Origin of the sequence: Xanthomonas sp. WHRI 1810A (assembly GCF_040202885.1) — a bacterium.
In the GTDB taxonomy this organism is placed as follows: domain Bacteria; phylum Pseudomonadota; class Gammaproteobacteria; order Pseudomonadales; family Pseudomonadaceae; genus Aquipseudomonas.
The window spans coordinates 14,986-41,578 of sequence record NZ_JBEGED010000020.1; the positions used below are offsets into that span (position 1 = coordinate 14,986).

The 26,593-nt window shown below is 62.1% G+C and carries 16 protein-coding genes; 6 read left to right on the forward strand and 10 right to left on the reverse strand.

Annotated elements, in window-relative coordinates:
- Nucleotides 1-33: 33 nt before the first annotated feature.
- Nucleotides 34-1,710, reverse strand: coding sequence for an MFS transporter (locus ABQX22_RS23155; RefSeq protein ID WP_349802205.1), 1,677 nt, complete (start codon nt 1,708-1,710; stop codon nt 34-36).
- A gap of 419 nt (nt 1,711-2,129) precedes the next feature.
- On the opposite strand from ABQX22_RS23155, the gene ABQX22_RS23160 reads away from it, so the two are divergent.
- The 4 genes from ABQX22_RS23160 to ABQX22_RS23175 all read left to right on the forward strand — a co-directional run bounded on the left by ABQX22_RS23160 (nt 2,130) and on the right by ABQX22_RS23175 (nt 7,128).
- Nucleotides 2,130-2,486, forward strand: coding sequence for a DUF427 domain-containing protein (locus ABQX22_RS23160; protein ID WP_349802206.1), 357 nt, complete (start codon nt 2,130-2,132; stop codon nt 2,484-2,486).
- Between the two features lie 63 nt (nt 2,487-2,549).
- Complete coding sequence (gene egtB, locus ABQX22_RS23165; RefSeq protein ID WP_349802207.1) at nt 2,550-4,697, forward strand: ergothioneine biosynthesis protein EgtB; 2,148 nt, start codon at nt 2,550-2,552, stop codon at nt 4,695-4,697.
- Between the two features lie 180 nt (nt 4,698-4,877).
- The gene (locus tag ABQX22_RS23170; protein ID WP_349802208.1) at nt 4,878-5,975 is read left to right on the forward strand and encodes an enoyl-CoA hydratase/isomerase family protein; all 1,098 of its coding nucleotides are present in this window, start codon (nt 4,878-4,880) and stop codon (nt 5,973-5,975) included.
- Nucleotide 5,976: 1 nt separating this feature from the next.
- Nucleotides 5,977-7,128: an acyl-CoA dehydrogenase family protein gene (locus ABQX22_RS23175; RefSeq protein ID WP_441005319.1), complete on the forward strand. Its 1,152-nt coding sequence runs from the start codon at nt 5,977-5,979 to the stop codon at nt 7,126-7,128.
- Nucleotides 7,129-7,268: 140 nt separating this feature from the next.
- Here ABQX22_RS23175 and ABQX22_RS23180 read toward each other — a convergent pair whose 3' ends face one another.
- The 5 genes from ABQX22_RS23180 to dnaX form a co-directional block, all read right to left on the reverse strand.
- On the reverse strand, nt 7,269-12,554 hold the full coding sequence (locus tag ABQX22_RS23180; RefSeq protein ID WP_349802209.1) for a dermonecrotic toxin domain-containing protein: 5,286 nt from the start codon (nt 12,552-12,554) through the stop codon (nt 7,269-7,271).
- Between the two features lie 193 nt (nt 12,555-12,747).
- Nucleotides 12,748-13,350, reverse strand: coding sequence for a recombination mediator RecR (recR, locus tag ABQX22_RS23185; protein WP_349802210.1), 603 nt, complete (start codon nt 13,348-13,350; stop codon nt 12,748-12,750).
- An 83-nt stretch (nt 13,351-13,433) separates the two neighbouring features.
- Nucleotides 13,434-14,462 carry an NADP-dependent oxidoreductase gene (locus ABQX22_RS23190; RefSeq protein ID WP_349802211.1) on the reverse strand — a complete coding sequence of 343 codons (1,029 nt, stop codon included), beginning with the start codon at nt 14,460-14,462 and terminating at the stop codon, nt 13,434-13,436.
- 355 nt (nt 14,463-14,817) lie between these two features.
- Entirely contained in the window at nt 14,818-15,141 is a 324-nt protein-coding gene (locus ABQX22_RS23195) for a YbaB/EbfC family nucleoid-associated protein (RefSeq protein WP_349802252.1), read from the reverse strand.
- 69 nt (nt 15,142-15,210) lie between these two features.
- The gene (gene dnaX / locus ABQX22_RS23200; RefSeq protein WP_349802212.1) at nt 15,211-17,367 is read right to left on the reverse strand and encodes a DNA polymerase III subunit gamma/tau; all 2,157 of its coding nucleotides are present in this window, start codon (nt 17,365-17,367) and stop codon (nt 15,211-15,213) included.
- 165 nt (nt 17,368-17,532) lie between these two features.
- Here dnaX and ABQX22_RS23205 point away from each other — a divergent pair, with 165 nt between their 5' ends.
- Nucleotides 17,533-18,291, forward strand: coding sequence for a substrate-binding periplasmic protein (locus tag ABQX22_RS23205; protein ID WP_349802213.1), 759 nt, complete (start codon nt 17,533-17,535; stop codon nt 18,289-18,291).
- Nucleotides 18,292-18,426: 135 nt separating this feature from the next.
- Entirely contained in the window at nt 18,427-20,133 is a 1,707-nt protein-coding gene (gene acpA / locus ABQX22_RS23210; RefSeq protein WP_349802214.1) for an acid phosphatase, read from the forward strand.
- Nucleotides 20,134-20,274: 141 nt separating this feature from the next.
- Here the strand turns inward: acpA and coaA are convergent, their stop codons facing one another.
- The 4 genes from coaA to ABQX22_RS23230 form a co-directional block, all read right to left on the reverse strand.
- Nucleotides 20,275-21,201, reverse strand: coding sequence for a type I pantothenate kinase (gene coaA / locus ABQX22_RS23215; protein ID WP_349802215.1), 927 nt, complete (start codon nt 21,199-21,201; stop codon nt 20,275-20,277).
- A 93-nt stretch (nt 21,202-21,294) separates the two neighbouring features.
- Nucleotides 21,295-23,262, reverse strand: coding sequence for a putative bifunctional diguanylate cyclase/phosphodiesterase (locus tag ABQX22_RS23220; protein WP_349802216.1), 1,968 nt, complete (start codon nt 23,260-23,262; stop codon nt 21,295-21,297).
- A gap of 550 nt (nt 23,263-23,812) precedes the next feature.
- Entirely contained in the window at nt 23,813-25,087 is a 1,275-nt protein-coding gene (locus ABQX22_RS23225; RefSeq protein WP_349802217.1) for a glucarate dehydratase family protein, read from the reverse strand.
- On the reverse strand, nt 25,084-26,502 hold the full coding sequence (locus ABQX22_RS23230) for an MFS transporter (protein ID WP_349802218.1): 1,419 nt from the start codon (nt 26,500-26,502) through the stop codon (nt 25,084-25,086). Before ABQX22_RS23230 ends, ABQX22_RS23225 begins: the two co-directional genes overlap by 4 nt.
- Nucleotides 26,503-26,593 lie beyond the last annotated feature (91 nt).

Sequence of the window (26,593 nt, forward strand, 5' to 3'; positions counted from 1 at the left end):
CAGCGTTGCCGGACGGCGGCGTGGTCGGTTCAGTCATGAAAGGTTGGCGCCAGTGGATTGAGCAGATGGTGTCGGTGCAGTGGGGGTAAACGGTGCGACAGGTTCGGTGGTCATCCACAGCCAGACGGCGCGGGTGCTGATCCAGATCATGGTCAGAATGGCGATCACCGCGATCAGCATGAACACGTCGTTGTACGCCAGCACGTTGGCCTCGCGGGTGGCGATGGCGGCCAGCGAGCGGATGCCCTGACTGGTCTGCGCGGACGGGTCGGACAGTGCCGAGGCGTAACCGCCGCTGGCGCTCTGCAGGCGTGACTGCATCAGGGGGTTGAGCATCGACAGGTGTTCGTTGATGTGGCCGGAGTGAAACTTCTCGCGCACCACCTGAAACGTGCCCAGCAACGAGGAGCCGATCAGGCCGCCGACGTTCTGGGTGATCCCGAACAGCACCGAGAAGCTGACCATGTTCCGTGGATTGCTGAGTACCCCGCTGATGCCGAGGATCAGGGTCGGACCGAGGAAAAACGTGCCGCCGAAGGCCAGCAGGAACTGGCTCAGGTACATGTTGGATTCACGGGTCAGGCTGGTGGAAAAACTGTCCATCAACGAACCGGTGGCCATGAACGCCAAGGCGATGATCAGTGGCAGCAGCAAGTGCTGCGGGTTAATGGTCAGCGCACTGACCAGCAACCCGGCCAGACTGCCCAGCAGCATGAACAGGTACAGGGTGTGCAATTGCTCACTGCCCATGTTGAGGGTTTGCAGAAACCCCACTGCGCCGGTGGCCTGCTCCGACAGCACCACCCGTGACAGGATCACGCCCAGCGCCAGCCTCAGTATCCGGCCGCTGCCCAGCCAGCGCGTGATCAGCAGCGGTCGCTGTCGATTGTGTTCGATGGCCAGCCCTGCCGTAATCAACGCAATCGATCCTGCCAGGGCCATGCCGATCCACGGCTCCTCGAACCACCACTCGATACGCCCCAGCGACAGCGCCGCACACAGCAGCGCAAAACCGGTGGCGAGCAAGGCAAAGGTCAGGAAATCGAGGGGTTCGAACGCCTTGAAGCGGTCTCCGGGTGGCAGTTTCAGCGTGAGCACGCAGCCCAGTGACAGCAGGCACATGCCCAGTTCAAACAGGTACAGCCCGCGCCATTGGGCGATCTGCAACAGATCCTCGGACACCAGCCTGGCCAGCGGGATCGCCAGCTGCGCCGTGCCCAGTCCCAGCACCAGTGCCTTCATGCGCCACTTCTGCGGGAAGGCCTGAATCATGTAATACAGGCCCAGCGAACTCAGCGCTGCGCCCACCATGCCGTGGGCGGCGCGCACGGCAATGGCCGAGTTGATGTCGTTGACGAACAGGTGGGCGAAGGTCACCACCGCGTACAGCACCAGGAACACTTCGGTGAACGCCCGCAAGCCAAACTGCTGCCGGAACTTGACCAGCAACAGGTTCATGGACACGTTGGTCATGACGTAAGCGGCGGGCAGCCAGGCAATTTCCGACTGAGTCGCCCCCAGCGGACCCTGTAGATAAGGCAGGTTCGCCACCACCAGCGCGTTGCCCAACCCGCCGGTCAGCGCCACGATCACGCCGACCAGGGCGAAGGCATACCGCTTGGGGGTCGAGTGCAACGGCGTCGACGGAGACCCCGGCATCGAAGGTCGCTCATGGGGCGCCCAATCGTGGGGCGTGTACTTGTCGTTCATTGAGCAGACCTGATGGATTCGTTCCTGAGACCTTTGGCGGGGGGATAATACTCACAATTAGCAGCATGCCCGGGTTTTGCAATGCGCCCCTGGCTAAATGCTGTCTGTTTGAGGGTTGCCTAACGCTTAGCGGTCGCTATAATGCGCGAACGAGGCGACTGACCGGATGAGATCGAGCGCCTCCTGGCTGGAGCAATCCAGTGATCACGCAAGGTGATCCAAGGCGCAAGCCAAGCGGTGTCCGGATAGCTTTACCCAATACGAAAAAGGCGCCTTATGGCGCCTTTTTTCGTTCATCGCTTTGTTGAAACGGGTTTCCCGGTGTAGACATTGACCCGTCATTCCGTCGCCACATCCACCACACCGGGCGCGATGGTCTTTACTTGTCGCTTTGGCCCTCCGCCACAAGGATTATCACCATGAGAACCCCAGGCCCCGATCACCCCATTACCATCACGCCGCTTGAAGGCACGGTCAGCGTGCAGTTCAAGGGCACGCAGGTGGCCCAGAGCAGTCAGGCCCTGCAGCTGCAGGAAGCCAGCTACCCGCCGGTGATCTATATCCCCCTTTCGGATGTTTCGATTGAACATTACGAAAAGACCACGCATCAAAGTCATTGCCCATACAAGGGCGACGCCAGCTATTACAGCCTCAACGCTGGCGGGCAGACCGCTGAAAATGCGGTCTGGTCTTATGAACACGCCTACCCGGCCGTGAAGGAAATCGAAGGTCATGTGGCGTTTTACGCCGACAAGGTCTCGATGACCGTCCAGTGAGCACGGGGCAGTCTGCGCTGGCGGGCTGAGGATCATCTATACAGCAGGCCCGGAGAACGATCAATGACGCGCCAATCACGCGAGCTACGCGATGCACCCATCAGTCACGAACTCAGCCGGCGCTTTCAGAGCGTACGCAGTCGAACTGAGCGTCTCGTCGCGCCGCTCAGCCCCGAGGACATGGTTGTGCAGTCGATGCCCGATGCCAGCCCGGCCAAGTGGCACATTGCACACACCACCTGGTTCTTCGAAACCTTTCTGCTGATCCCGAACCTGGCCGGCTACACGCCGTTCGATCCGGCGTTCAATTACCTGTTCAACTCCTATTACGAAGCCGTCGGCCCCCGTCATCCGCGCCCGCAGCGCGGGTTGATGACGCGCCCCGCCGTGGATCAAGTGCTGGCGTATCGCAAGCACGTCGACGCGCACATGGCATCGCTGCTGATGGCCGGCGTGTCAGGTGAGCTGTCGAGCCTGATCGAGCTGGGCCTGGCCCATGAAGAGCAGCATCAGGAACTGCTGCTGATGGACATCCTCCATCTGCTCAGCCTCTCGTCGCTCAAACCCGCCTATGACCCGCTCTGGCCAGCGGACATGGCTGGCCGTCGCGGTCAGTTCAAGCCTTTGGCCGGCGGTCTGACGCAGATCGGCCATGGCAGCCAGAAGTTCGCGTTCGACAACGAAGGCCCTCGCCACACCACGTACCTGCAGCCGTTCGAGATCAGTGATCGACTGGTCACCAATGGCGAATGGATGAGTTTCATGGCGGACGGCGGCTACCACACCGCCGCCCTCTGGCTGTCCGAAGGCTGGAGCCTGATTCAGGACCAGGGCTGGAACGCCCCGCTCTATTGGCAGCACGACGACAACGGCTGGAAGCGCATGACCCTGCGCGGGCTTGAGGCGGTCGACCCTGGCGCGCCAGTCACCCACATCAGTTATTACGAAGCGGCCGCGTATGCCAACTGGGCCGAAGCGCGGCTGCCCACCGAAGCCGAGTGGGAAGCTGCAGCCCGCGCCGGGTTGCTTGAGCAAGTGGACGACGTCGCCTGGCAGTGGACGCAGAGCGCGTACAGCGCCTACCCCGGCTTCAAGCCGTCAATGGGCGCGGTGGGCGAATACAACGGCAAATTCATGATCAACCAGATGGTGTTGCGCGGCGGCGCCAGCGTGACTTCGCCGGAACACTGTCGCGTGACTTATCGCAATTTCTTCCACGCCGACAAGCGCTGGGTGGTGTCAGGCCTGCGTCTGGCGCGGGACAGTCGCCAGCCCGGCGTCGTGAATCCCAATGACAGCGAGTTTGCCCGGGACGTGATCGCCGGGTTGTCGGCGCCCGGCAAAAACCTGTCACCCAAATATTTCTACGACGCCGCCGGCTCGGACCTGTTCGAAGCCATCTGTGAAACCGTCGAGTACTACCCGACCCGCGCCGAAACCGGCCTGCTTAAAAGCACCGCCGCGAAGATCGCCAACTCGATTCCCGACGGTGCGGCCCTGGTGGAATTTGGCAGCGGTGCCAGTGAAAAGACCCGTCTGGTGCTGGATGCCGCGCCGCACATTGCGGTGTACGTGCCCATCGACATCAGTGCCACCGCGTTGAACAAAGCCGCGCAAGCGCTGCGTCAGCGTTACCCGAACCTGACCGTTGCGCCGCAGATTGATGATTTCACCCGAGTGGTCACCCTGCCCGCGCAAGCCAATGGCCACACCCGCGTCGGCTTCTTCCCGGGCTCGACCATCGGTAATTTCACCCATGAGCAGGCGGTGGACTTTCTGCAAGGGGCGCATGAAGTGCTGGGGCCGAACGCGCATTTCATCGTGGGCGTCGATCTGGTCAAGGACCCGACCACGCTGGTGGCCGCTTACGATGATGCCGAAGGTGTGACCGCGCGGTTCAACAAAAACCTGCTGACGCGGATCAACCGCGAGCTGTCGGGCAACTTCAACGTCGATGCTTTCGAGCACCTGGCCGTGTGGAATGTCGAGCAGGCCTGCATGGAAATGCACTTGGTCAGCCAGGTCGAGCAGGTGGTGAAAGTGGCCGGCCACAGCTTCCACTTTGCTGCCGGGGAACGGCTGCACACCGAGAATTCGCACAAATTTACCGTGGAGTCCTTTACTGCCCTCGCCGCACAGGCCGGGTGGACCGTGAGCGAGCACTGGATCAGTGAAGCGCCAGAGGTGGCATTGTTCAGTTTGCAGGCGTAAGAATAAAGCGGCAGAAGCGAGGCTTGCCCGCGAAGGTGGCGTACTGATCGGTGAGGATGCCGTGAGTGAACTACCCTCTTCGCCGGCAAGCCTCGCTCCAACGCGTACCGATTTGCGGCCAACGCGACGGTTTATTCGCTATTCGCTTAAAGCAATACAGAGCACCACAGGGAGTCACTGATGACGGCACAGGTAGTATCGGCCCAGCCTGGCACAGCACGTTCCGCGCGCGACAGCGTTCTGGTCGAAGTACGCAACCACATCGGCTACCTCACCCTCAATCGCCCTGCCACCTTGAACGTCATCGACCTGAACATGGTCCGTCGCCTGCACCAGCAACTGGATGCGTGGGCCCGGGATGACACGGTCTACGCCGTGGTCCTGCGCGGTTCGGGGGGAAAAGCCTTTTGCGCAGGCGGCGACATCCGTGCGCTCTACGACAGTTTTCATCAGAACCAGACCCTGCATCAGGATTTCTTCGCCGAGGAATACGCCCTCGACCTGGCCCTGCACCAGTACCGCAAGCCAGTGCTGGCGCTGATGGACGGGCTGGTCATGGGCGGCGGCATGGGGCTGGCCCAGGCGGTGGACCTGCGGGTGGTGACCGAGCGCAGCCGGCTGGCGATGCCAGAGGTGGCCATCGGCTATTTCCCTGACGTCGGCGCCAGCTATTTCCTGTCCCGAGTGCCGGGGCAGCTGGGGATTTACCTGGGCGTCACCGGCCTGCAGATTCAGGCGGCCGACGCGCTGTATTGCGGCCTGGCGGACTGGTACGTGGACAGCCGGCATCTTGCGCAGCTGGATCACGAGCTGGACACCATGGCCTGGCGCACCGACCCGCTCAAAGACCTGCAAGGCGTCCTGTCCGGGATCGGCAGTCAACATCTGCCCGATCCGGCGCTGGCCAGACTGCGAACAGCCATCGACCACTTCTTCGGCTTGCCGGACATCCCCAGCATCATCGAGCAACTGCGCGAGGTCACCGTCCTGGACACCCACGCCTGGGCCATGTCCGCCGCCGACATGATGGAGACCCGCTCACCGATGGCGATGGCCGTGACCCTGGAGTTGCTGCGCTGTGGCCGCCGCCTGTCATTGCAAGACTGTTTTGCACTGGAGCTTTCCCTGGGCAACCAGTGGTTCGAACGCGGCGACCTGATTGAAGGTGTCCGTGCCCTGATCATCGACAAAGACAAGAAACCGCACTGGAACCCGGTACACGTGCAGGCGCTGGACGCCCACCTCGTGGCCAGTTTCTTCAGCGGTCAAGAGGCTTGACATGAACGACCTGGAATTGAACGAAGAACACATCATGATCCGCGACATGGCGCGAGAGTTCGCGAAAAACGAAATCGCCCCCCACGCCCCCGCCTGGGAGAAGGCCGGCTGGATTGACGACGCGGTGGTCGCCAAGCTGGGCGAACTGGGCCTGCTGGGCATGATCGTCCCCGAACAATGGGGCGGCACCTATATCGATTACGTCGCCTACGCACTGGCAGTGGAGGAAATATCCGCCGCCGATGCCGCCATCGGCACGCTGATGAGCGTCCACAGTTCAGTCGGGTGCGGCCCGGTGCTGAATTACGGCAGCGACGCGCAAAAACACACCTGGCTTGAGAAACTGGCGAGCGGCAAGGCCATCGGCTGTTTCTGCCTGACCGAGCCCCAGGCCGGTTCCGAGGCGCACAACCTGCGCACCCGCGCCCACCTGCAGGACGGCGAATGGGTCATCAACGGCGCCAAGCAGTTCGTCAGCAACGGCAAGCGCGCGCAGCTGGCGATCGTGTTCGCGGTGACCGACCCGGAACTGGGTAAAAAGGGCATTTCGGCGTTTCTGGTGCCCACCGACAATCCTGGTTACACGGTGGATCGCATGGAGCACAAGATGGGCATCCGCGCGTCCGACACCTGCGCCGTGACCCTGCGCGACTGCCGTGTTCCCGCCGACAGCCTGTTGGGGGAGCGTGGCAAAGGCCTGTCCATCGCCCTGTCCAATCTGGAGGGGGGTCGAATCGGCATTGCCGCCCAGGCCCTGGGCATTGCCCGTGCCGCGTTCGAGGCCGCACTGGTTTACGCCCGCGAGCGCGTGCAGTTCGACAAGCCGATCATCGAACACCAGAGCGTCTCCAATCTGCTAGCCGACATGCACACCCGCATCAATGCCGCACGCCTGTTGATCCTGCACGCCGCGCGTTTGCGTACGGCCTGCAAACCGTGCCTCTCCGAAGCCTCGCAAGCCAAGCTGTTCGCCTCAGAGATGGCCGAATGGGTGTGCTCCAAGGCCGTGCAGATCCATGGCGGTTACGGTTACCTGGAGGATTACCCGGTGGAACGTTACTACCGGGACGCACGCATCACCCAGATCTACGAAGGCTCCAGCGAAATCCAGCGCCTGCTCATCGCCCGGGAGTTGAAGCACTACGCGTGTTGACACCTCCTGCCAAGGACGTCCTTGTGGGAGGGAGCTTGCTCGCGATCAGGCCGGTACAACCGCTGAATCTTCAGGTTGCCGGTTATCGAATCCCGAGCAAGCGCCCTCCTACTCACCTCTAGAAACTGCCGTTCCTGGCTTCAGGCCGTTTCAGTCACCTGTCCGGCAACGGCTTCTACCGGTGAGTCAACAAACTTGCGTCGGCCCAGACGGGCCATCAGCAATGCCACCGAGTCAGCGTTGGCCAGGATGATTTCGCTGCGTTTGAGCGTGTCGTCCATGAACACATCCCGGGCAGCGTCCAGCGTGTCGGTTTCGGCGATCTGCAAAATGCGACGCTTGGCGCCACCGTCGTCGTGCTTCAAGTCGCGCCATCCGCCATTGTCCAGCTTCTGGAACAACGTTTCGCGCTCCGACAGGTGTGACAACGCCCGGTCCTGCCAGCCCTCCAGCGCAGCCTTGAGCTTCACCGATCGCGCGTTGGGTTCGCCCAGCAGATCGAGAAACGGCGCGGAGGCTTCCAGATAGGCGATGTCTCGGGTGTCGAGCACTTGATGGCTCAGCTCGTGTATCAGAGTCACCGCTCGATAATGGCTACGCACGCTGAACGGCGGGTCTCCTGGCACCCGCTTTTTCAAGGCGAAGGTTGGAATGTCGAAAAAACGTTCTGTGAGATAGATCTTTTGCGCTTTGTCGCCTTTGACCACGAACGCGCAGACCTTCTCGTGGCCGATGCGGTTTGTCCCCACCACATAGCGCTTGGAATTGATGGTGGACAGGGAGGCGTCCATCAATGCGCTGTAGAGCGTTCGGGTGCTGCCGCGGATCTGCGTGAGCAGATGTTGATCGGGAACATTCACACCGAAAAAATCAGCGATGATGCGCATCACGTCCTCATGCGGTGCAGCGCCTGCGGCATCGCCCAAGTTGTCCAGCGTCGTTTCAAGATAGGCTTTGGCCTGCAGCTGAGCCTGACCGATGGCGCGAGCCTTTTGTCGGAACTGGCGTCGAATCTGCGGCATGCCGCTGGCCTCGACGTGGAAGAACATCTCAATCTTGCTGTCCATTTCCGAGTTGCGGAAACGGGTCACTTGCGCCCCGCCACCCTTGAGCCCCAGACGCAGGTCGAACTGCCAGCGCAGCTGAGCATCAAGTTTCACGGCCGGACCGACCTCGCCATTGGGCCCGACGACAGCCCACCCGTTATCCGTCGCTTGAACGCGATAGACCTTGCCGGCGACGGCGGCGTAGAAATGCTCGGCGGTGCTGTCCATGTACAAATTGAGCAGGTTGTCCCGGTGCAGGTCGGCCAGCGACACGTCCTGGGCCGCCAGCGCCCGTAGCCGCGCCCACTGGTCGGCCGTCAGCACGGCGTGCGTCCAGGAAAACCTTGCCTCCAGCTCAGCCTCGTCATCCTCGAACGCTGAACCCTCTGACTCATCGGCCTGGATCTCTTCCACGCCTCTGGCGGCGATCAACATGCCCAGGGCCAGCGACAATTCCGACAGCGCCTTGCCCCACTGCTGCTGGCAGCCGGACGACACCGAAGCCTGAATCAGATTGATGCCTTGCAGCAAGGACGCAACCTGCCCCACGCGGCCCGGGACAAAGATCGCCTGGTCCACCGCCAGCGTCATGAAGAACAGCAGGGTCTTGTGGCGCGCTTGTGCACGGGTCATCACTTTGGGCGCCGCGAGGAGCTTGAGCACGCGCAGATTGTCGAGAAACATGTACTGCAGCGCATTGCCCTGCACACCCTGGATTTTCAAGGTGGGCGGCGCAGGTGCCCGTGGAGCCAGGTCGAAGTCCGATTCCACGCTCCACGTCAGGTGTGGCTCCTTGAAACCGCCGTTGGCGTAGCGCTTGTGCGCCTCGGCGTCCATGCGCTGCAGCATCACCTCTTGCAGGGCTTCGTCACGGCCAATTTCGACCAGTAGCGTTTTAAGGTCTGTGTATTCCTTGAACGTGAACAGGTGGTTGTAGATCGAGTGCAGCACCACAGGCCCCTGTGCCGGGTCCGCCGGGCAGAACACGTAAAACCCCGGTACAACGTCCGCCGAAGCGCCCGGTTCGGCGACCAGCATCAGGGGGCTGATCAACATCGATTGACCCTCGACCCGCAGCCGCGCCAGGCTGTCCGGCATCTCGAACACCGCCTCGACCGTGCGATACGCAGCATCGCTGATACGGCCACTGAGTCGGTGCTCAAAGGCAAACGTCAGGGACAACGAAGGCAACAGCTCCACGAAGTAGGCTCTTCGTGCAGCGTAATTCGGGTCGCTGCTGTCGAACTTGCGCTCCAGCAGGTTCAGATAACTGCCGCCAATGTCCAGCGTGTCGACCAGCGACTGAAGATAGGCATGGGTCAGTGCCGGCAAAGCCTTGCCGTCGTCCAGGCTAATTGCGCTCAGCTGCCCATTCTGCTTGCCGTTAAACCGGGTGATCGCGAATTCGGACAATGTCGCATGATGGATCTCGGCTCCGGCCCCCAGCATGCTGGGGATCTCGCCCAGTGTCGCGGGGGCGGCGATACGGCGCATGAAGGTGATCTGAATGCCATCAGGGTCCAGCGTCTGATCCGGGAAGTCGGCCGTCAGTCGGTCTTGCAGACGTTGCTGTGCATATTCCTCCAGCGTCGGAATGTCGAACAGGTAGTCGGGCTTGCTTCCCATGATCAGGACGCAGGATGTGATCAATGCATCGAACTTCAACAGGTCCCTGACCTGTACGGTAGCAATCCAGGACGGTAGCAAGGCGTTCACAGCCGCGCCGTCGACGGCCACCTCAAGGTCTTCGAGCACCTGCACGTTGACATCATCCAGCGCGATGGCTGCGCCTGTCTTGCGCAGCAAGGGTCCATCGAAGCGGCAACGCTCGGCAAAGCGCAGCAGATGCTGAAGGGCCTGGGCCTGACGTCGCTGTTCACCCTGCTGCAGGTGACGAATGAAATGGCCCTCGATCAGGCTCAGTTGCAGCTGCAGATCGGCGCCATGGGTCTTGTCCAGATGTTCCGCCAGCGCCTCCAGGTCTTCATCATTGAACAACGTCAACCAGCGCGACCAGCCCGGATGCTGCCGTTGATGATTGAAATCGTGTTCCAGCGCCTGGACAGAGTCAAAACAGCGCAGCCCTCTGGCGGCGGACCACACGGCAAGCGGCGAGTCGGGCTGCGCGGGTCGGCGCAGGACAAAAGCGTTGGTTGCCAGCACCGGCGGCTGCTCGGCCCCCAGAACGACAGACAGCTCGTAAACCTCAACACGGTCCAGGCCGTGGATCGCTCGCTGGGCGCGTTCGGGATAATCGAGCACTTGATTGAACTGGTTCATGCCGTTCTGCGGCAGGGCGCCGACTCGCTGCTCAACGGCCAGTTCGAGGCGCAACATGCCTTCACGGATGTACGTGCATAGCGGCTCAGGAAAAATCTGCGTCCCGCCATGGCGAGCCGTACCGGAGAAGAACTCGCTCACGCCCGTCACACACGTACTCTCGAACGCCTTGGCAATCGTTGTCAGTACCTGATCGATCAGCCCGATGGGCAGGTGCGTCAACAGCAGCGGCGATGCAGCGCCCGCCGGCTTCAGATGCAGCGTGACGCCGTTATCCAGCGCCGCTTTACGGTAGCCAGTCACCCGCTCACACAGCAGATCAATCAGCGCAATCCAGATCTTGTCGCCTCCTGGAGCATGTTCATCATCCAGTTGCACAACGACACTGGACGGATCGAGCGGCGCCGTTCCGAGCACGGCCAGCCAGGCATTGAGCGCATCGTGGGCCATGCTTTCGATATCAGGACGTGCGAACTGGACATGCGCCGCTTCGTGATCGAGCGTGTGCAGACGTTCGACCCATGGCGATGACTCGCGAAGGCGCGTGGTGAGTCGGGCGGAGGCCGAATCTATGTCGATTTGCGCTTGCTCAGGGTCGGTCTCCAGCGTCTGGAGCTGATAACCGGGACTGAGGTCGAAACCATTGCCACCCGGCAACCAGCGCCCCGCGCCGAACGGCAGAAGACGCGCATCCAACAGCCGTCGCACATCCAGCGCATCGTCCAGCATGCTGGTCAGTGCACCGCGGGCGGGAAGCGGCAAGCCCAGCGCAAACTTCAGGTTGCGGCCCTGCAACGCTGTGATCGCTTCGATCTGCGCATCGAACAGTGGCTCTTGCAGGGGCTGCACCGTAATAGATAGCGATTCTTGCGCGGCCTGCAGCGCAGCCTGCAGGGCAGTCTGTTCGTCCAGCGACAGATACGGCAGCAGCTCTGGAAGGCCCTCGGCCCCGGCGAAATGATCAATGGCGCTTTGCAGCCGATTGATGCGGCGCAGGCCATGCGCCGGGGTGTACATCAGCATCACATCGGCGCCGGCTTCGACATCACTGATAAGAAACGCACCGGCAAGTGCCATCTGCTTGCCATCGGTCAACGTCAGCACCAGCTTTTTCGCCTGGGCGGTGCCGTCCTCTGCACGTCCCTCGGCCGGAGACAGCATCGAACGTATGCGCCGCAGAGCGGACCCGGACAACGTGCCATCGTGCCGGCGTCGGTGCAGCTCGTGTAGGAAAACGTCGTGTATTGCCCCGGTGAAGTACTCACGACGCGCCGCATTCAATCCCTCCCTATCCCAGTAATCGGCCAACGAGAGCGGGTATTGGCTGTTCACATTGGACACCGCGCCGGCCAACGCCTGGGCGTACCGGGCACTGGTGGCGTGATCGAGGGCAGCACCACGGCTATCGAGAAAATAACGCACGGAACCGGACGGCACGGCCCGTCCGGTCAGTTGGTCGTAGGCCTCGTCCAGCAGACTGTGCACAGCGCGAACAGCGCCGGGCGGCGAGCCGGCCTCCCTGATCTGCAGCAACTGGTTAGACAGATCGACTTCAACGCCGGGTTCGAGGGTCTCGAACTGCTGCTTGAGCGCGTGTGACAGTGCTGTTCGCAGTGATGGAAGAGATTTGAGGTGAGTGATCTGGTCACTCAGCAGGCGAACCTGCTGTTCAAGAATGGCCCACGTGCGGTGGGCGAAAGGGTCGCTGTCGAGTTTTTCGTATTCGTATGCAGGCAGTGTCGGATGAGCGCCGCCGAATCGTTGCTGCAGTGCAGCGAGCAGGCTTTCACGACGTGTAAATCGTTCCACGCCGTGCAGCAGCGTGCTCAGGTAAAAACCGCGATCAGGTTGAGCCGGGTCGCTGAACAACAACGCCGCTGCCAGTTCCAGACGGGTCGGCGAGCCATCTTCCAGCAACAACCGATCCACCCGCGGGGGCGTCTGACCCGGCTGGGCATGCGTAGCAGGATCAGCCAGCGGCAGCAGCCACCGGCGGTCTTCTGACGTGATGCGTTGTGCCAGAACGGCTTCGTCGAGGTCGTCGATGAAGCGTTGGCGTAACGCGGGGGTATGGAAATACAGCGTCAAGGGTGCAGTCATGGATAGCTCCTGTGCAATGAACCCCGCGTTTCGGACGAACACGGGGGTTGGATTGCAAGGAGCTTATTGAGCGCAAATGCGAAGACTGGCCTACATATCGCTGCCTTTTCAGCGATTTTTTGCAGTTAACTGGAGGCGGCGCGTCTGTCATGTTGACTGGGGACGGTCCGCCCCGTGTAAAGCACGCTCGGGACTACAGCGAGATCGGTTTGCGTCCGGCGAACGAGTGCGCCAGCGTGCCGCCGTCCACCAATTCAAGCTCGCCGCCCAAGGGCACGCCGTGGGCGATGCGTGAGGCGATCAGGCCTTTGTTGTTCAGCAGCTGAGCGATGTAATGAGCCGTCGCTTCACCTTCCACTGTGGGATTGGTGGCCAGAATGACTTCCGTGAACGAGCCCTGCTCTTCGATCCGTGCGACCAATTGCGGGATGCCGATGGCTTCCGGGCCGAGCCCATCCAGTGGCGACAGGTGACCCTTGAGCACGAAATAGCGACCCCGGTAGCCCGTCTGCTCCACGGCGTACACGTCCATCGGTCCTTCGACGACGCACAACAGCGAATCATCGCGACGGGGGTCGGCGCACTGTGGACACAGCTCATCTTCGGTCAGCGTACGGCACTGGCGGCAATGGCCTACGCCTTCCATGGCCTGGGTCAATGCATGGGCCAGACGCGTGCCGCCGCTGCGGTCGCGCTCCAGCATCTGCAACGCCATGCGCTGGGCGGTTTTCTGACCGACACCGGGCAAGGTGCGCAAGGCGTCGATCAGTTGGCGGATCAGGGGACTGAAGCTCATGGGGCCAAGCTCATCAAAGAAAGCTCCGACAAGAAAACAAGACGCGGTTTATACCCGCGCCCCCGGTCAGCGTCAATTGAGGGTCACGAGACCTTCACCACCAGCTTGCCGAAGTTCTTGCCTTCGAGCATGCCGATGAAGGCATCCGGTGCGTTTTCCAGGCCATCGACCACGTCTTCGCGGAATTTGACCTTGCCGTCCCGTACCAATGGAATCATCGCCTGCATGAATTCGTCCATGCGCTCGTAATACTCTTCGTAAACGATGAAGCCCTGAATCCGCGCGCGCTTGGTCAGCAAGGTGCGCATCAGCAGCGGCAGTTGATTCGCGCCTTCGGCCGGGCCGGTGGCGTTGTAGTGCGCGATGATCCCGCACAAGGGAATCCGCGCGCGTTCGTTGAGCAACGGGATAACCGCTTCCAGCACCTTGCCGCCCACCAATTCGAAATAGATGTCGATTCCGCTGGGGCAGGCTTCGGCCAACTGCTCGGCAAAATGCTCGCTCTTGTGATCGACGCAGGCATCGAAACCCAGCTCGTCCATCGCGTACCGGCACTTGTCGACGCCGCCGGCAATACCGACTACGCGCAAGCCGTGCAGCTTGGCGACCTGCCCCACCACCGAGCCCACTGCGCCGGACGCGGCGGCCACCACCAGGGTTTCGCCGGCTTTGGGCTGGCCAATGTGCATCAGGCCCATGTAGCCGGTGATGCCTGGCATGCCCAGCACGCCCACCGCCATGGACGGCGACGGCACGTCCTTGGGCACCGGGGTCAGGTTCTTGCCATCGGACACGCTGTGGGTTTGCCAGCCCGTGAGGCCCACGACCAGATCGCCTTCCTTGAAGTCAGGATTGCGTGACTGCTCGACCACACTCACGGCGCCGCCTTCCATGACGCCGTCGATTTCCACCGGCGCCGCGTAGGACGGCGCGTCACTCATGCGGCCGCGCATGTAAGGGTCAAGGGACAGATAGAGCGTACGCAGTTGCACCTGTCCGTCTTCCAGGTCCGGCAACGCCTCGCGTTCCAGACGGAAATTTTCCGGGGTCGGCGCGCCTTGAGGACGGGACGCCAGGACAATACGTTGGTTGAGGATCAATTCTTGCGCCATCGAAACGGCTCCTTGATGAACGAGGGGTATGAAGAGCAGACCGTCATGGGGTGGCAGCGTTCGGTTTGATGAAGCGCGGCGCCGCATGTTGTGGGAGGGAGCTTGCTCGCGATCAATCTCCCGCACCCAGAAGATGCGCCGGCTATATTGGCCTCATCGCGAGCAAGCTCCCTCCCACCGTATCCGGGGTGCGATCCGTGTTGGAGCGAGGCTTGCCCGCGAAGGATGTTCAGGCGTCGGAGATGTAGAGCCCGCACCAGCCTCTTCGCGGGCAAGCCTCGCTCCAACAGATCGGACGGACGCAAAAATGCCAGGCGCGGGGCCTGGCATTCGGGTGCAGCTGGGACTAATCAGATCAGAACGGCAGCTTCATGCCCGGCGGCAGTTGCATGCCGGCGGTCATGCTGGCGGTTTTTTCCTGGCTGGCCGTCTCGATCTTGCGCACCGCGTCGTTGATGGCAGCGGCGATCAGGTCTTCCAGGATTTCCTTGTCCTCCTGCATCAGGCTGTCGTCCAGGCTGACGCGCTTGACGTCGTGCCGGCCGGTCATGACGATGCTCACCAGGCCTGCGCCCGATTGGCCGGTCACTTCGGCATTGGCCAGTTCTTCCTGCATCTTGGCCATCTTTTCCTGCATTTGCTGCGCCTGCTTCATCAGGCCAGCCATGCCACCTTTCATCATGAGCGTTCTCCTCAGCGTCGATCGGGTCATTGGCGAGACACTAAGCAGCTTAGCGCCTCGCGGTCGTTAATGGGTGTTGGTAACCGGGGTATCCACCGGTGCAATCGTATCCTCGCGGATCACCGCGCCAAACTGTTGCAGCATCTGCTGGATGAACGGATCGCCGTGGATCGATTCCTGGGCCTGACGCTGGCGGTCGGCACGACGCCGCGCTGCTGCCTGGGCCGGGGTTTCCTGCTCGGGCTTGATCAGTTCGATGCTCAAGTTGAGCGTGCGTTCATGAAACTGATTCAGCGCGTCGTTCAGCCGGCGCTGCTGGGTGGCATTGAACAAGGCACTGTGGCCCGGGTCCAGGTGCAGCAGCCAGTTGTCGCCGTCCACCGAAATCAGCGTGCAGTTGGCGCCGATGCTGGCGGTCATGCCGGACACCGGCAGTTTCGGGAATAGCTCCAGCCACTCCAGTGCCAGCCCGGTGGCGGGCATCGAGGCCGGCAGCAATTCGGGCTCGGCCTCGACGGCCTCCACCGTTTCCACGGTTTCGTGGGCCAGGTCGTCGAGGTACGCGTAGGACGCCGGATCAATGTCCACGTCCGGTTCGTAATAATCATCGTCCGGCGGGGGCTCGTCGTCGCGGTCCATGGGCGCCGGTACGTAGTCGCCCGCGCTGGTGACGGGCGCGATCATTTCAGGCGTCACCGCCTCGGCCGGGGGTTGATCAGGGGCTGGCGACTCGACTTCCGGCGCATCCGGCACCGGACTGGCGGGCGCAGGCGACGGCATTGGCGTCAGATCCGGCTGCTCGGCCACCGTGTCGAGCACCGGTTCCGGGACCTCTTCGGTGACCGGCTCAGGCTCCGTGGAGGCCACCGGCGCAGTGACGGGCGGCGCGGCTTTTGGCGCGTTCCAGGGCAGGTCGAGTTCTTCAACCGGTTCCGGAGCGGGTTGCGCCATCGGTGCTGGCGGGGACGCAGGTTGCGTCGCCACGGCCGGCGCCGGCATCAGGGCGGGCGGGACATCAGCCGCAGGGGCGGGCACTGCCGGTACAACAGGGGTCGCACCGGCCACCGCTTTTTGGGAATCAACCGTGGCCGGGCTGATCCCCACTGACTTTAGCGGCTGTCTCGGCGCATCCTCGCTGTCGGCCGGGCGGAACGCCAACATGCGCAGCAGCACCATCTCGAAGCCGCCGCGCGGGTCCGGCGCCAAGGGCAGATCCCGGCGTCCGATCAAGCCCATCTGGTAGTAGAACTGCACGTCTTCGGCGGGCAAGGCCTGGGCCAGCGCCAACACGCGGTCGCGACCACCGTGGCCGTTGTCGACCCCTTCCGGCAGCGCTTGGGCAATGGCCACGCGGTGCAGCACGTTGAGGATTTCCGACAGCACGCCATTCCAGTCCGGGCCCTGCTCGGCCAGATGCCGGACCGCTTCGAGCAGGCTGCGGGCGTCGCCATCGATCAGGGCGGTCAGCACGTCGAACACCTGGCCGTGGTCCAGCGTCCCCAGCATGGCGCGCACATCGGCGGCCAGGACCTTGCCTTCGCCAAACGCGATGGCCTGATCGGTCAGGCTCATGGCATCGCGCATGGAACCGTCGGCGGCGCGGCCCAGCAGCCACAACGCGTCGTCTTCGAACGGCACGTTCTCGACGCCCAGCACGTGGGTCAAGTGTTCGACCACCCGTTCAGGTGTCATGTTTTTCAGGGAGAACTGCAGGCAGCGCGACAGAATGGTCGCCGGCAGCTTTTGCGGGTCGGTGGTGGCCAGGATGAACTTGACGTAGGGCGGCGGCTCTTCGAGGGTCTTGAGCAGCGCATTGAAGGAGTGGCTGGACAGCATGTGCACTTCGTCGATCAGGTAGACCTTGAAGCGTCCGCGACTGGGGGCGTATTGCACGTTGTCCAGCAGCTCGCGGGTGTCTTCGACCTTGGTGCGGCTGGCGGCGTCGATTTCGATCAGGTCGACGAAGCGGCCTTCATCGATCTCGCGACACACCGAACACACGCCACACGGGGTGGAAGTGATGCCGGTTTCACAATTCAGGCATTTGGCTATGATTCGCGCGATGGTGGTCTTGCCAACGCCCCGGGTTCCCGTGAATAAATAGGCGTGGTGCAGGCGCTGACTGTCCAGGGCGTTGATCAAGGCCTTGAGCACATGGGTCTGGCCGACCATTTCGCGGAACGAGCGCGGACGCCATTTACGTGCAAGAACCTGATAACTCATCGAAAACCGTCGCGACTGGGAAGCGGAAGTCCGCAATGCTAGCGGAGCAGCACTAAAATTGCATCCGATGTCCGTGGGTTGTGCCTTTAATATGGCGAGCTTTTCCCCGTGAGCCGGTGGTTATACCCGCGCGCGGCACCGTGTTGCTCACTTCGAGGGTCTGGGATGCGTCTGTTGGTAATGAGTACGCTGGTACTGACGAACGTCTGCGCCCAGGCCGCCGGGCCGCCGCTGCGCTTTTCGGTGGCCGACAGTTGGTCGATGCCGCTGATGCAACAGGGCCCGGACGGCCCCACCGCCGGCATCCTGTTCGACATCATGCAAAGCCTGTCACAACAGATCGGCCTGACGCCGCAATACCGCGTCTACCCAAGGCTTCGGGTGCAAGGCGCGCTGGAGCGCGGCGACGTTGACGTGCGCTGTTATGCCGAGCAGTCCTGGCTGCCGGACATGTCCGGTGATTACACCTGGAGCCTGCCGCTGCTCAAGCAGCGCAACGTGATGATCAGCAATCCCTACGATGCTCCCGCGCAATTGAGTGACATGCTGGGCGACCACATCGGGACCGTGCTGGGCTATTCGTACCCTGCCCTCGAGCCGCTGTTTGCCAAGCGCGACCTGATCCGCGAAGACACCCGGCTGCAAGACCAAGTGCTGCAGAAACTGGCCGCGCACCGCTACCGTTATGCAGTGGACACGCAGTGGTCCCTGGATTGGTACAACCGCGGCCGGGCCGACGCCGAAAAGCTGGTCCCGGTCTGGACCATCGACGAGCAACCGGTGGGCTGCGTGGTACGCAACGACCCGGACATCCCGGCCCAGTTGATCATGCGCACGCTGCTGCGGATGAAAATGTCCGGTGAGATCGAACGCATTGTCGAGCGCTACAACACTCAGTCGGGCAACCCGGCCGAGCCTTATTAAACCCCCACACCCCTGGCACCACGCCCGCCCCGCCGGCTCACTACGCGCCCAGACTGTCGCATTACCGTCACATCCCCTCGCTAGGCTCCGTCGAAACACTCTGTAACACCTTCAGCCCCGCGAGCGGGTACAGCCATGAGCGAAAAACCCCAAGACCCGTCCATCCCTGCGGTCGGCGATACGCCGGTGGACAGCGGCCGACGCCGCTTTCTGGGGGGTGTCGCGGTGTTGGGCGCTGGTGCGACGCTGGGTGGTTATGGGCAGGCCAGCGCGGCAGAAGCCGGCAAAGACAGTGCCCCGAACACTGCGCTGTCCGGCGCGGCCCTGGACAAGGCGTTGCAGGACAACGTCAAAACCATCGTGGTCATTTACGCGGAAAACCGCAGTTTCAATAACCTGTTCGGCGATTTCCCCGGGGTCGAAAAGCCTCTGTCGGCGCTCAAGCCGTCTGACTTTCGGCAACGCGACCGCGACGGCACGGTGCTCCAAACCCTGCCGCCAGCATGGGGCGGCGTGTTGCAGGTGGGCCCGCAAACCGTGGACGGCGTGACCTACGCCGTCGGCGTGCAGTTTCAGGACAACCTGCCCAACGCGCCCTATCCGCTCAAGGGCCCCAACGGTGAGGACCTGCCCCTGGGGCTGGCAACGCGGGACCTGTGGCATGTGTTCTACCAGAACCAGATGCAAATCAACGGCGGCAAGAACGATGCGTTCGTGGCCTGGGCGGATTCAGGCGGACTGCCCATGGGCTACTACAGCCAGTCGCAATATTCCCTGCGCTTGTGGGATGTGGCCAAGGAGTTCGTGCTCTGCGACAACTTCTTCCAGGGCGCCTTCGGCGGCTCGTTCCTCAATCACCACTATCTGGTGTCGGCGACCGCGCCCTTTTACCCGGACGCAGCCAACTCCCCCGCCCAATCACAGATCGCCGTGCTGCAAAGCGACGACCCCCACGACTTCCGGCTCAAGCCGCTGGAAAAATCCCCGGTCAGCGCCCTCACCGGCCCGCCGCAGTTCGGCCCCAGCGCCCTCACCCCGGACGGCTACGGCGTGAACACCCTCGCCCCGCCGTACTGGCCGACCTGGCTGCGTGACCCGGAGAAACCGCATTATTCAAAACCCGACCTGGCCAACGTGCTGGTGCCGCAAAGCCACGAGCACATTGGCGACAAGCTCTCGAAAAAGAACATCGACTGGGCCTGGTACGCCGGAGCGTGGCAGGCCACGCTGGATCAGTTCAAGGACTCGGGCGGCATCCCGAAAATCCCGAATTTCCAGTACCACCATCAGCCATTCAACTACTTCAGGCAGCAAGGCCCGGAGCACCCCGAAGAACGCCGCAAGCGCCTGCGCGACGGAGGGCTGGGCGATGAAACCGCGACCAACAAGTTTTTCGCGGACGCCCAGGCGGGCACGTTGCCGGCGGTGTCGTTCTACAAACCGCAAGGCAACCTGAACATGCACGCTGGTTACGCCGACGTCGCCTCAGGGGACCGGCACATCGACCGCGCGATCAAGGTCCTGCGCGCCAGCCCCCAATGGGACAACATGGTGATTGTGGTGACGGTGGACGAGAACGGCGGCTGGTGGGACCACGTTGCACCGCCCAAAGGGGATCGCTGGGGTCCGGGCACGCGCATTCCGGCGCTGGTCATCTCGCCGTTCGCGCGCAAGGGCACGGTGGATCACACGGTCTACGACACCGCCTCGATCCTGCGCCTGATCACCCGCGTACACGGCCTGGAAACCCTCAACGGTCTGAGCGAGCGGGACAACGCCATGATCGCCCTCGGCCAGCCCCCGATGGGGGACCTGTCCAACGCGTTGCGGTTTGAGGGGTGAGCGTCTCTACAGAGTAGGAACGATCTGCTTGAGGACTTGGTGGGGAGAGCTTGCTCGCGATGCGCTCTGTCAGATTCGGCAACGGCGCCTGACACACCGAATCGCGAGCAAGCTCCCTCCCACAGCGATAGGCCGGCAGCCTCAGCGCAACCACAGCTCTTTCACCGAGTGGTCGGCACTCTTGCGCACCACCAGGTTCGCCCGTTCCCGGGTGGGCAGTATGTTTTCCAGCAGGTTGGGGCGGTTGATGTCGCGCCAGATCTTGCGCGCCGCGTCGGGGGATTTCGCAGGATCAAGGTCCGCCAGCTCACGGAAATAAGCGCCCCGGGCGCGGAACGCCGTTTGTTGTAGCATCAGGAAGCGCTCGACGTACCACTGCTCGATGTTGATTTCGTCGGCATCGAGGTAGATCGAAAAATCGAAGAAATCCGAGACGATGCTGCCAGGCTTCTGGCTGCTGTCGCCTTCGGTCTGCAGCACGTTCAGGCCCTCGAAAATCAGGATGTCGGGCTGGCTGACGGTCTGGAATTTGCCGGGGACGATGTCGTAGCTGATGTGGGAATACACCGGCGCAGTGATTTGCGCGGCGCCGGCCTTGAGGTCGGACAAAAACCGCACCATGCGCTTGCGGTCGTAGCTTTCCGGGAAGCCCTTGCGGTGCATCAGGCCCTCGCCGTCGAGCTTTGCGTTGGGGTGCAGAAAGCCGTCGGTGGTGACCAGATCGACCCGGGGGTGATCGGGCCAGCGCGCCATCAAGGCCTGCAACACCCGGGCGAAGGTGCTCTTGCCCACCGCCACACTGCCGGCGACGGCGATGACGAAGGTCTGTTTGTGCGCCGGGCGCCCGAGAAAGGTGTCCTTGATGCCGGACAGGTTGTGCGCGGCGCTGACGTGCAGATTGATCAATCGGGACAGCGGCAGGTAAATATTGGCAACGTCTTCCAGGGAGATGTCTTCGTTGACGCCGCGCAACGCCGACAGTTCTTCTTCGGACAACGTCAGCGGGGTATTGGCGCGAAGCCCTGCCCATTCCTGGCTGGTCATTACGAGGTAGTCATCAGGCGCCATCTATAGCTTTCCGTCCACGTGTCAGTACCGACAATGGTGCGAAGACTATCGCATCGGCCAAAATGGCGGCAGATTTATTTGGCCGGCCTGAGGTTACAGGCCGGACAGACGTTGCCCGGAGACGCTGCCCCACAAGGCGTCGCGGCGCAACCAGGCGCCCACGTCTTCAGCCACCAGCGGCTCGGAAAACAGGTAACCCTGCACCAGCGTGCAACCCAGGCTTTTCAAGGCGTCCAGCTCCTCCTCGATCTCCACGCCTTCGGTGATGCACTCAAGCGCCATGTCCTGGCTCAGCGCCAACAGCGACTTGACGATCTTGTAGCTGGCCAGGTCCTGATGAATGTTGGTGATGAAGCTGCGATCGATTTTCAGCTTGGTCAGCGACAGCGCGTGGATCTGGCTGAGGCTGGAGTACCCGGTGCCGAAGTCATCCAGGGAGATACCGCAGCCCAGTTGCCGGAACAGGCTGATGGCGCGCTGGGTCTGCACGATGTCCTGAATGACGGCGGTTTCGGTGATCTCGAAGTCCAGCCGACGCGGATCGAACCGGCTGCGCCTGACCACCCCCATGATCAGCTGCACCGCCTCCTCCGACCCGCAATCATGGGCCGAGAGATTGAACGACAGGCGCACATCCCGCGGCCAGGACTTGGCGGCGTCGAGGGCTTTTTCCAGCAGCGGCAGCGTCAATCGGTTGATCAGGCCGATGCGCTCGGCCACGGCGATGAAATGGCTGGGCGCGACACTGCCCAGCTCCGGGCTGACCCACCGCGCCAGGGCTTCGAACGCCACCGTCCGCTGGGTGCGGATGTTGATGATCGGCTGGTACACCACGGTGAATTCTTCGACGATATTGGCCCGGCGCAGGCCCTGCTCGGTCAGCACGTCGCGGTTCAGTTGCTGATGGTGGACGGCCGAAAACAGGCACATGCTGCCGGCGGAGAATTTCTTGCTCTGGTACAGCGCGTAGTCTGCGTACTCGTAGGCCTCAACGGCGGAGGTGGCCATGTCCGGGAAAACCACCAGCCCCATGGAGCCGCTGATCTGGAGCTGGATGTCCCCCACCAGAAACGGCTCGCGCAGGATGTCGCACACGCAATGGCCCATGGCACGCAGCCCGCCGTCGCTGATGGCGCCGGACATGATCAGGCCGAACTCATCGCCCCCCAGGCGAGCCAGGTGCACCTGTTCGTCGGCAAATTTCGTCAGCCGCTGACCGACCTGCATCAGCAGCTTGTCACCCACGCCGTGGCCATAGACATCGTTCACCGGCTTGAAACCGTCCAGATCGATCAAACCCACGGCCAACCGTGCACCACGGTTGATGGCCTGCTCGAGCTGGATTTCCAGCACGTTGAAAAACTGCCGGCGGTTGGGCAGCCCGGTCAGGCTGTCCTGATTGGCCAGCCGCTCGTTTTCGTCACTCAGCTGTTCGGTGCTGGCCTGCATGTTGACGAGCCGCGTGAAATCACCGTAGTGGTTTTGCAACACCACCAGCATGGCCGTCGACACCAGGAACACGTTGGCGGCGGTCGCCACGAATATCGGGTTGTGGGTCGCGCCAAAGAACGCCACGAAGGCGAGGTTGACCACCACTGCCGTAGTCAGGGCAGCGGGCGGCAAGTGCATCAGGCAAAAGATGCAGACAATGACCGTGATCGCCATGTACAACGCCACGTGCATCTGTGCGTAGACGTCGCCATACGGAAACAGCGCCAGCGACCAGACGGTGAAGCCCACCGCGATGAAGCCCGACAACCGGTTGGTGCGCACCAGCGTGCTCAGGATCTTCTCGATGGACGGCGACTCCTTGCGCAAACGCATCCACATCAACGCCCGGCTCAAGCCCACCACCGTCAACACCGCCGGGCAATACAGCACCAGCCAGCGCGGCGCCGTGTCGAAGTGAGTGGCGGCCAGCGCGAGGGTATTGACCAGCAGCGTCAAATACATCATCGGCAGCTGCCTGGCCAACGCCAGGTACTGCGCCTTGAGCAGACGGGGGTTGTCGCGTGGCACTGACATCAACGCTTTCAGGGTGCCAGGCAGGCTCTTCTTCATGACACCAGCTACTCGATAGGTGCGCCGGAAAGAGTTCCGGCGGACGGATTCATCGCGCTCGAGGGGGAAACACTCAAGACTTATCCAACAGGATCGGCCCTTGTTCACGATTCTGTAATCTTCCCGACAGAGTGCAGCTCCCAGAAAGTTCCCAACGCTGGCGTGGAATTCATGCAAAGTGCCGGCCGGTGGTGTTTTCACGGACGGGACCTTAGGCGCGCTACGCTTTGGCTCAGCTAAAAACTTGTACAGAAAACCGGATAATTACCAGCCTTGTATAAGTATTTTCGCCGTTGTACAACCCCTTGGTCAAAATAAGATGGCACCGAGCCATTATTGGTTCCCCCACTTCCCTACGCACCTGTAGGAGCGAACTTGTTCGCGAAGACGTCGGTGCATCGGCTAATTTCCTCAAAGGTCCACCGCCGAATCGCGAGCAAGCCCCCCGCCCACTGAACCGGTTTTCCGAGACCCCATTTCATCACCCACAAAAAAGCCCGGTCTGGCCTGATAACTCAGGCCAGGGACCGGGCAAAACACACACATTTCTTCAGAAGCGCGGCTTGACCGCTTTCCAGTCGGGCTTGTAGCGCTGCATCTGCTTGACGTCGTCACGCTGGCGAATGCCGCAGGTCAGGAACTGTTCATGCAGCTTGGCCAGTTGATCCTGATCGATTTCCAGCCCCAGGCCGGCTGCGCGGGTGATCTTCACGCAGCCGTCGACTATCGGCAGTTTGCCGCCCTTGATCACTTCCTCGTCCGGTTCCTGCCACGGGTAATGGGTATCGCAGGCGTAATCCAGATTGGGCACCGACGCCGCCACATGGGCCATGGCCATCAGGCTGATGCCCAGGTGCGAGTTGGAGTGCATGGACACGCCCAGGCGAAAGGTGTCGCACATTTTCGCCAGCGCCTGGGTGTCCCGCAGACCGCCCCAGTAATGGTGGTCGGCGAGCACGATCTGCACGCTGTTCAGGGCGACGCTGCGGCGGAACTCGTCGAAATCGGTGACCACCATGTTGGTCGCCAGCGGCAGGCCCGTGCGTTTGTGCAGCTCGGACATGCCCTCCAGGCCAGGCGTCGGGTCTTCGTAATACTGCAGATCGTCGCCCAACAACTCAGCCATCCGAATGGATGTCTCAAGCGACCAATTACCATTCGGATCGATACGCAGCGGGTAACCGGGGAAGGCTTTTTTCAGGGCCTTGATGCACGACACTTCATGCTCGGGGGGCAGCGTCCCGGCTTTGAGCTTGATGCTCTTGAAGCCGTAGGCCTCGATCATGCGCCCGGCCTGGGCCACGATCTGCGCTTCATTCAGCGCCTCGCCCCAGCTGTCGGGCTTGTACGGGGAATCGATGTGCTCGGCGTATTTGAAGAACAGATACGCGCTGAACGGGATCTCGTCGCGAATCGCGCCGCCCAGTAAATCCACCAGCGGCACGTCCAGGTAATGCGCCTGCAAATCGAGGAATGCCACTTCAAACGCCGAATAGGCATTGCTCACCGCTTTGCTGGCGTGGGAGCCCGGCGCCAGTTCGGCCCCGGCAACGCTCACCGGCTTGTTGGCCGCGACGGTGGCCTGAACGATGGCCCGCAGCTGATTGAGGTTGAACGGGTCCAGCCCGATCAACTGGCTTTGCAGTTGCTGCTGAATCGCCAGGGCCGGGGCGTCGCCGTAGCTTTCGCCCAGGCCGATGTAGCCGTTGTCGCTCTCGATTTCGATGATCGAGCGCAGCGCAAAGGGTTCGTGGATACCGCTGGCGTTGAGCAACGGCGGATCACGGAAGGCAATGGGGGTGACGGTTACGCGGGTGATTTTCAAGAGACTGCTCCCGATTGATCAGGGGTGGATACGTGGGGATGCTGAGCGCCCGACTGCACCGGCTTAGTCACCGGCGCGGCCTTTCCCGACAGCGAATCCGCCGTGTCGCCTTTGGGCGTGGTGCGGGCGAAGAAGATGACGACGGCGGCCACCAGCGAGGTGATCGCCAGGCCGTACAGGCCGCCCTGGATCGAACCGGTGGTTTGCTCCAGGAAGCCGAAGGTGGTGGGCGCGACGAAACCGCCAAGGTTGCCGATGGAGTTGATCAAGGCGATCACCGCCGCCGCGATGCGGGCGTCGAGGTAGCCCTGGGGGATCGGCCAGAACAGCGCCGAGGCCGCCTTGAAACCGATGGCGGCAAAGCAGATGGCGACGAAAGCGAAGATCGGTCCGCCGACGGTGGACATGAACATGCCGAACGACGCGATGACCAGGGTCAGGGCCACCCACGCCTGCTGGTGTTTCCATTTCGACGCCAGGGCCGCGAAGCCGTACATGGCGATGATAGAGATGATCCACGGGATCGAGTTGAACAGGCCGACCTGGAAGTCGCCCATGGTGCCCATCTTCTTGATCATGCTCGGCAGCCAGAACGTGGCGCCGTAGATGGTCAGGGCGATGGAGAAATAGATGAAGCAGAACAGCGCGATCTGCCGGTCCGCCAGCAGCTTGAACATCGACGGCTTGACGGTCTGGGTCGCTTCACGCTGACGCTGTTCCTCGGCGATGGCGTCTTCGAGGGCGTCCTTTTCCTCGTCCGTCAGCCATTTGGCCTGGCGCGGATGGGATTGCAGCCAGAACCAGACGAAGCCACACAGGATGATCGAAGCAAACCCTTCGATCAGGAACATCCACTGCCAGCCGTGCAGGCTCAGGCCGCTGACGTTCAACAGCGCCCCGGACACAGGACCGGAAATCACCGAGGCAATGGCCGACCCGCTGAGGAAGATCGCCATGGCCTTGCCGCGCTCGGTCGACGGCAGCCACTGAGTGAAGTAGTAAATAATGCCCGGGAAGAAGCCTGCTTCGGCCGCCCCCAGAATGAAGCGCAGGACATAGAAGCTGGTTTCGCCTTTGACGAAGGCCATGGCCATGGCGGCGGCGCCCCAAGTGAACATGATGCGCGTCAGCCAGGCACGGGCGCCGTAACGTTGCAGCAGCATGTTGGAGGGGACTTCAAAGAGGGCGTAACCGACGAAGAACAACCCGGCACCCAGGCCGTAGGCTGCGGCGCCAATGCCCAGGTCGGTTTCCATGTGGCTGCGCACGAAGCCGATGTTGACCCGGTCGATGTAGTTGACGATGAACATCACCACAAACAGCGGCAGCACATGGCGCTTGACCTTGGCGGCAGCGCGGGCGAGGACGGTGGCGTCTGCGGGACTTGGGGCGCCATGCAGGGGGACGGTATTCAAGGGGCGAACTCCCGATCATTATTTTTGTGGGAACGCCCCGATCATGTACGCTGCGATTGTTACCGTCTAATCTAGATTGGCACTTGATTGA

Coding starts and splice junctions, on each gene's coding strand:
- ABQX22_RS23155 (WP_349802205.1), bottom strand. CDS start 1,710: ATGAACGACAAGTACACGCCCCACGATTGGGCGCCCCATGAGCGACCT.
- ABQX22_RS23160 (WP_349802206.1), top strand. CDS start 2,130: ATGAGAACCCCAGGCCCCGATCACCCCATTACCATCACGCCGCTTGAA.
- egtB (WP_349802207.1), top strand. CDS start 2,550: ATGACGCGCCAATCACGCGAGCTACGCGATGCACCCATCAGTCACGAA.
- ABQX22_RS23170 (WP_349802208.1), top strand. CDS start 4,878: ATGACGGCACAGGTAGTATCGGCCCAGCCTGGCACAGCACGTTCCGCG.
- ABQX22_RS23175 (WP_441005319.1), top strand. CDS start 5,977: ATGAACGACCTGGAATTGAACGAAGAACACATCATGATCCGCGACATG.
- ABQX22_RS23180 (WP_349802209.1), bottom strand. CDS start 12,554: ATGACTGCACCCTTGACGCTGTATTTCCATACCCCCGCGTTACGCCAA.
- recR (WP_349802210.1), bottom strand. CDS start 13,350: ATGAGCTTCAGTCCCCTGATCCGCCAACTGATCGACGCCTTGCGCACC.
- ABQX22_RS23190 (WP_349802211.1), bottom strand. CDS start 14,462: ATGGCGCAAGAATTGATCCTCAACCAACGTATTGTCCTGGCGTCCCGT.
- ABQX22_RS23195 (WP_349802252.1), bottom strand. CDS start 15,141: ATGAAAGGTGGCATGGCTGGCCTGATGAAGCAGGCGCAGCAAATGCAG.
- dnaX (WP_349802212.1), bottom strand. CDS start 17,367: ATGAGTTATCAGGTTCTTGCACGTAAATGGCGTCCGCGCTCGTTCCGC.
- ABQX22_RS23205 (WP_349802213.1), top strand. CDS start 17,533: ATGCGTCTGTTGGTAATGAGTACGCTGGTACTGACGAACGTCTGCGCC.
- acpA (WP_349802214.1), top strand. CDS start 18,427: ATGAGCGAAAAACCCCAAGACCCGTCCATCCCTGCGGTCGGCGATACG.
- coaA (WP_349802215.1), bottom strand. CDS start 21,201: ATGGCGCCTGATGACTACCTCGTAATGACCAGCCAGGAATGGGCAGGG.
- ABQX22_RS23220 (WP_349802216.1), bottom strand. CDS start 23,262: ATGAAGAAGAGCCTGCCTGGCACCCTGAAAGCGTTGATGTCAGTGCCA.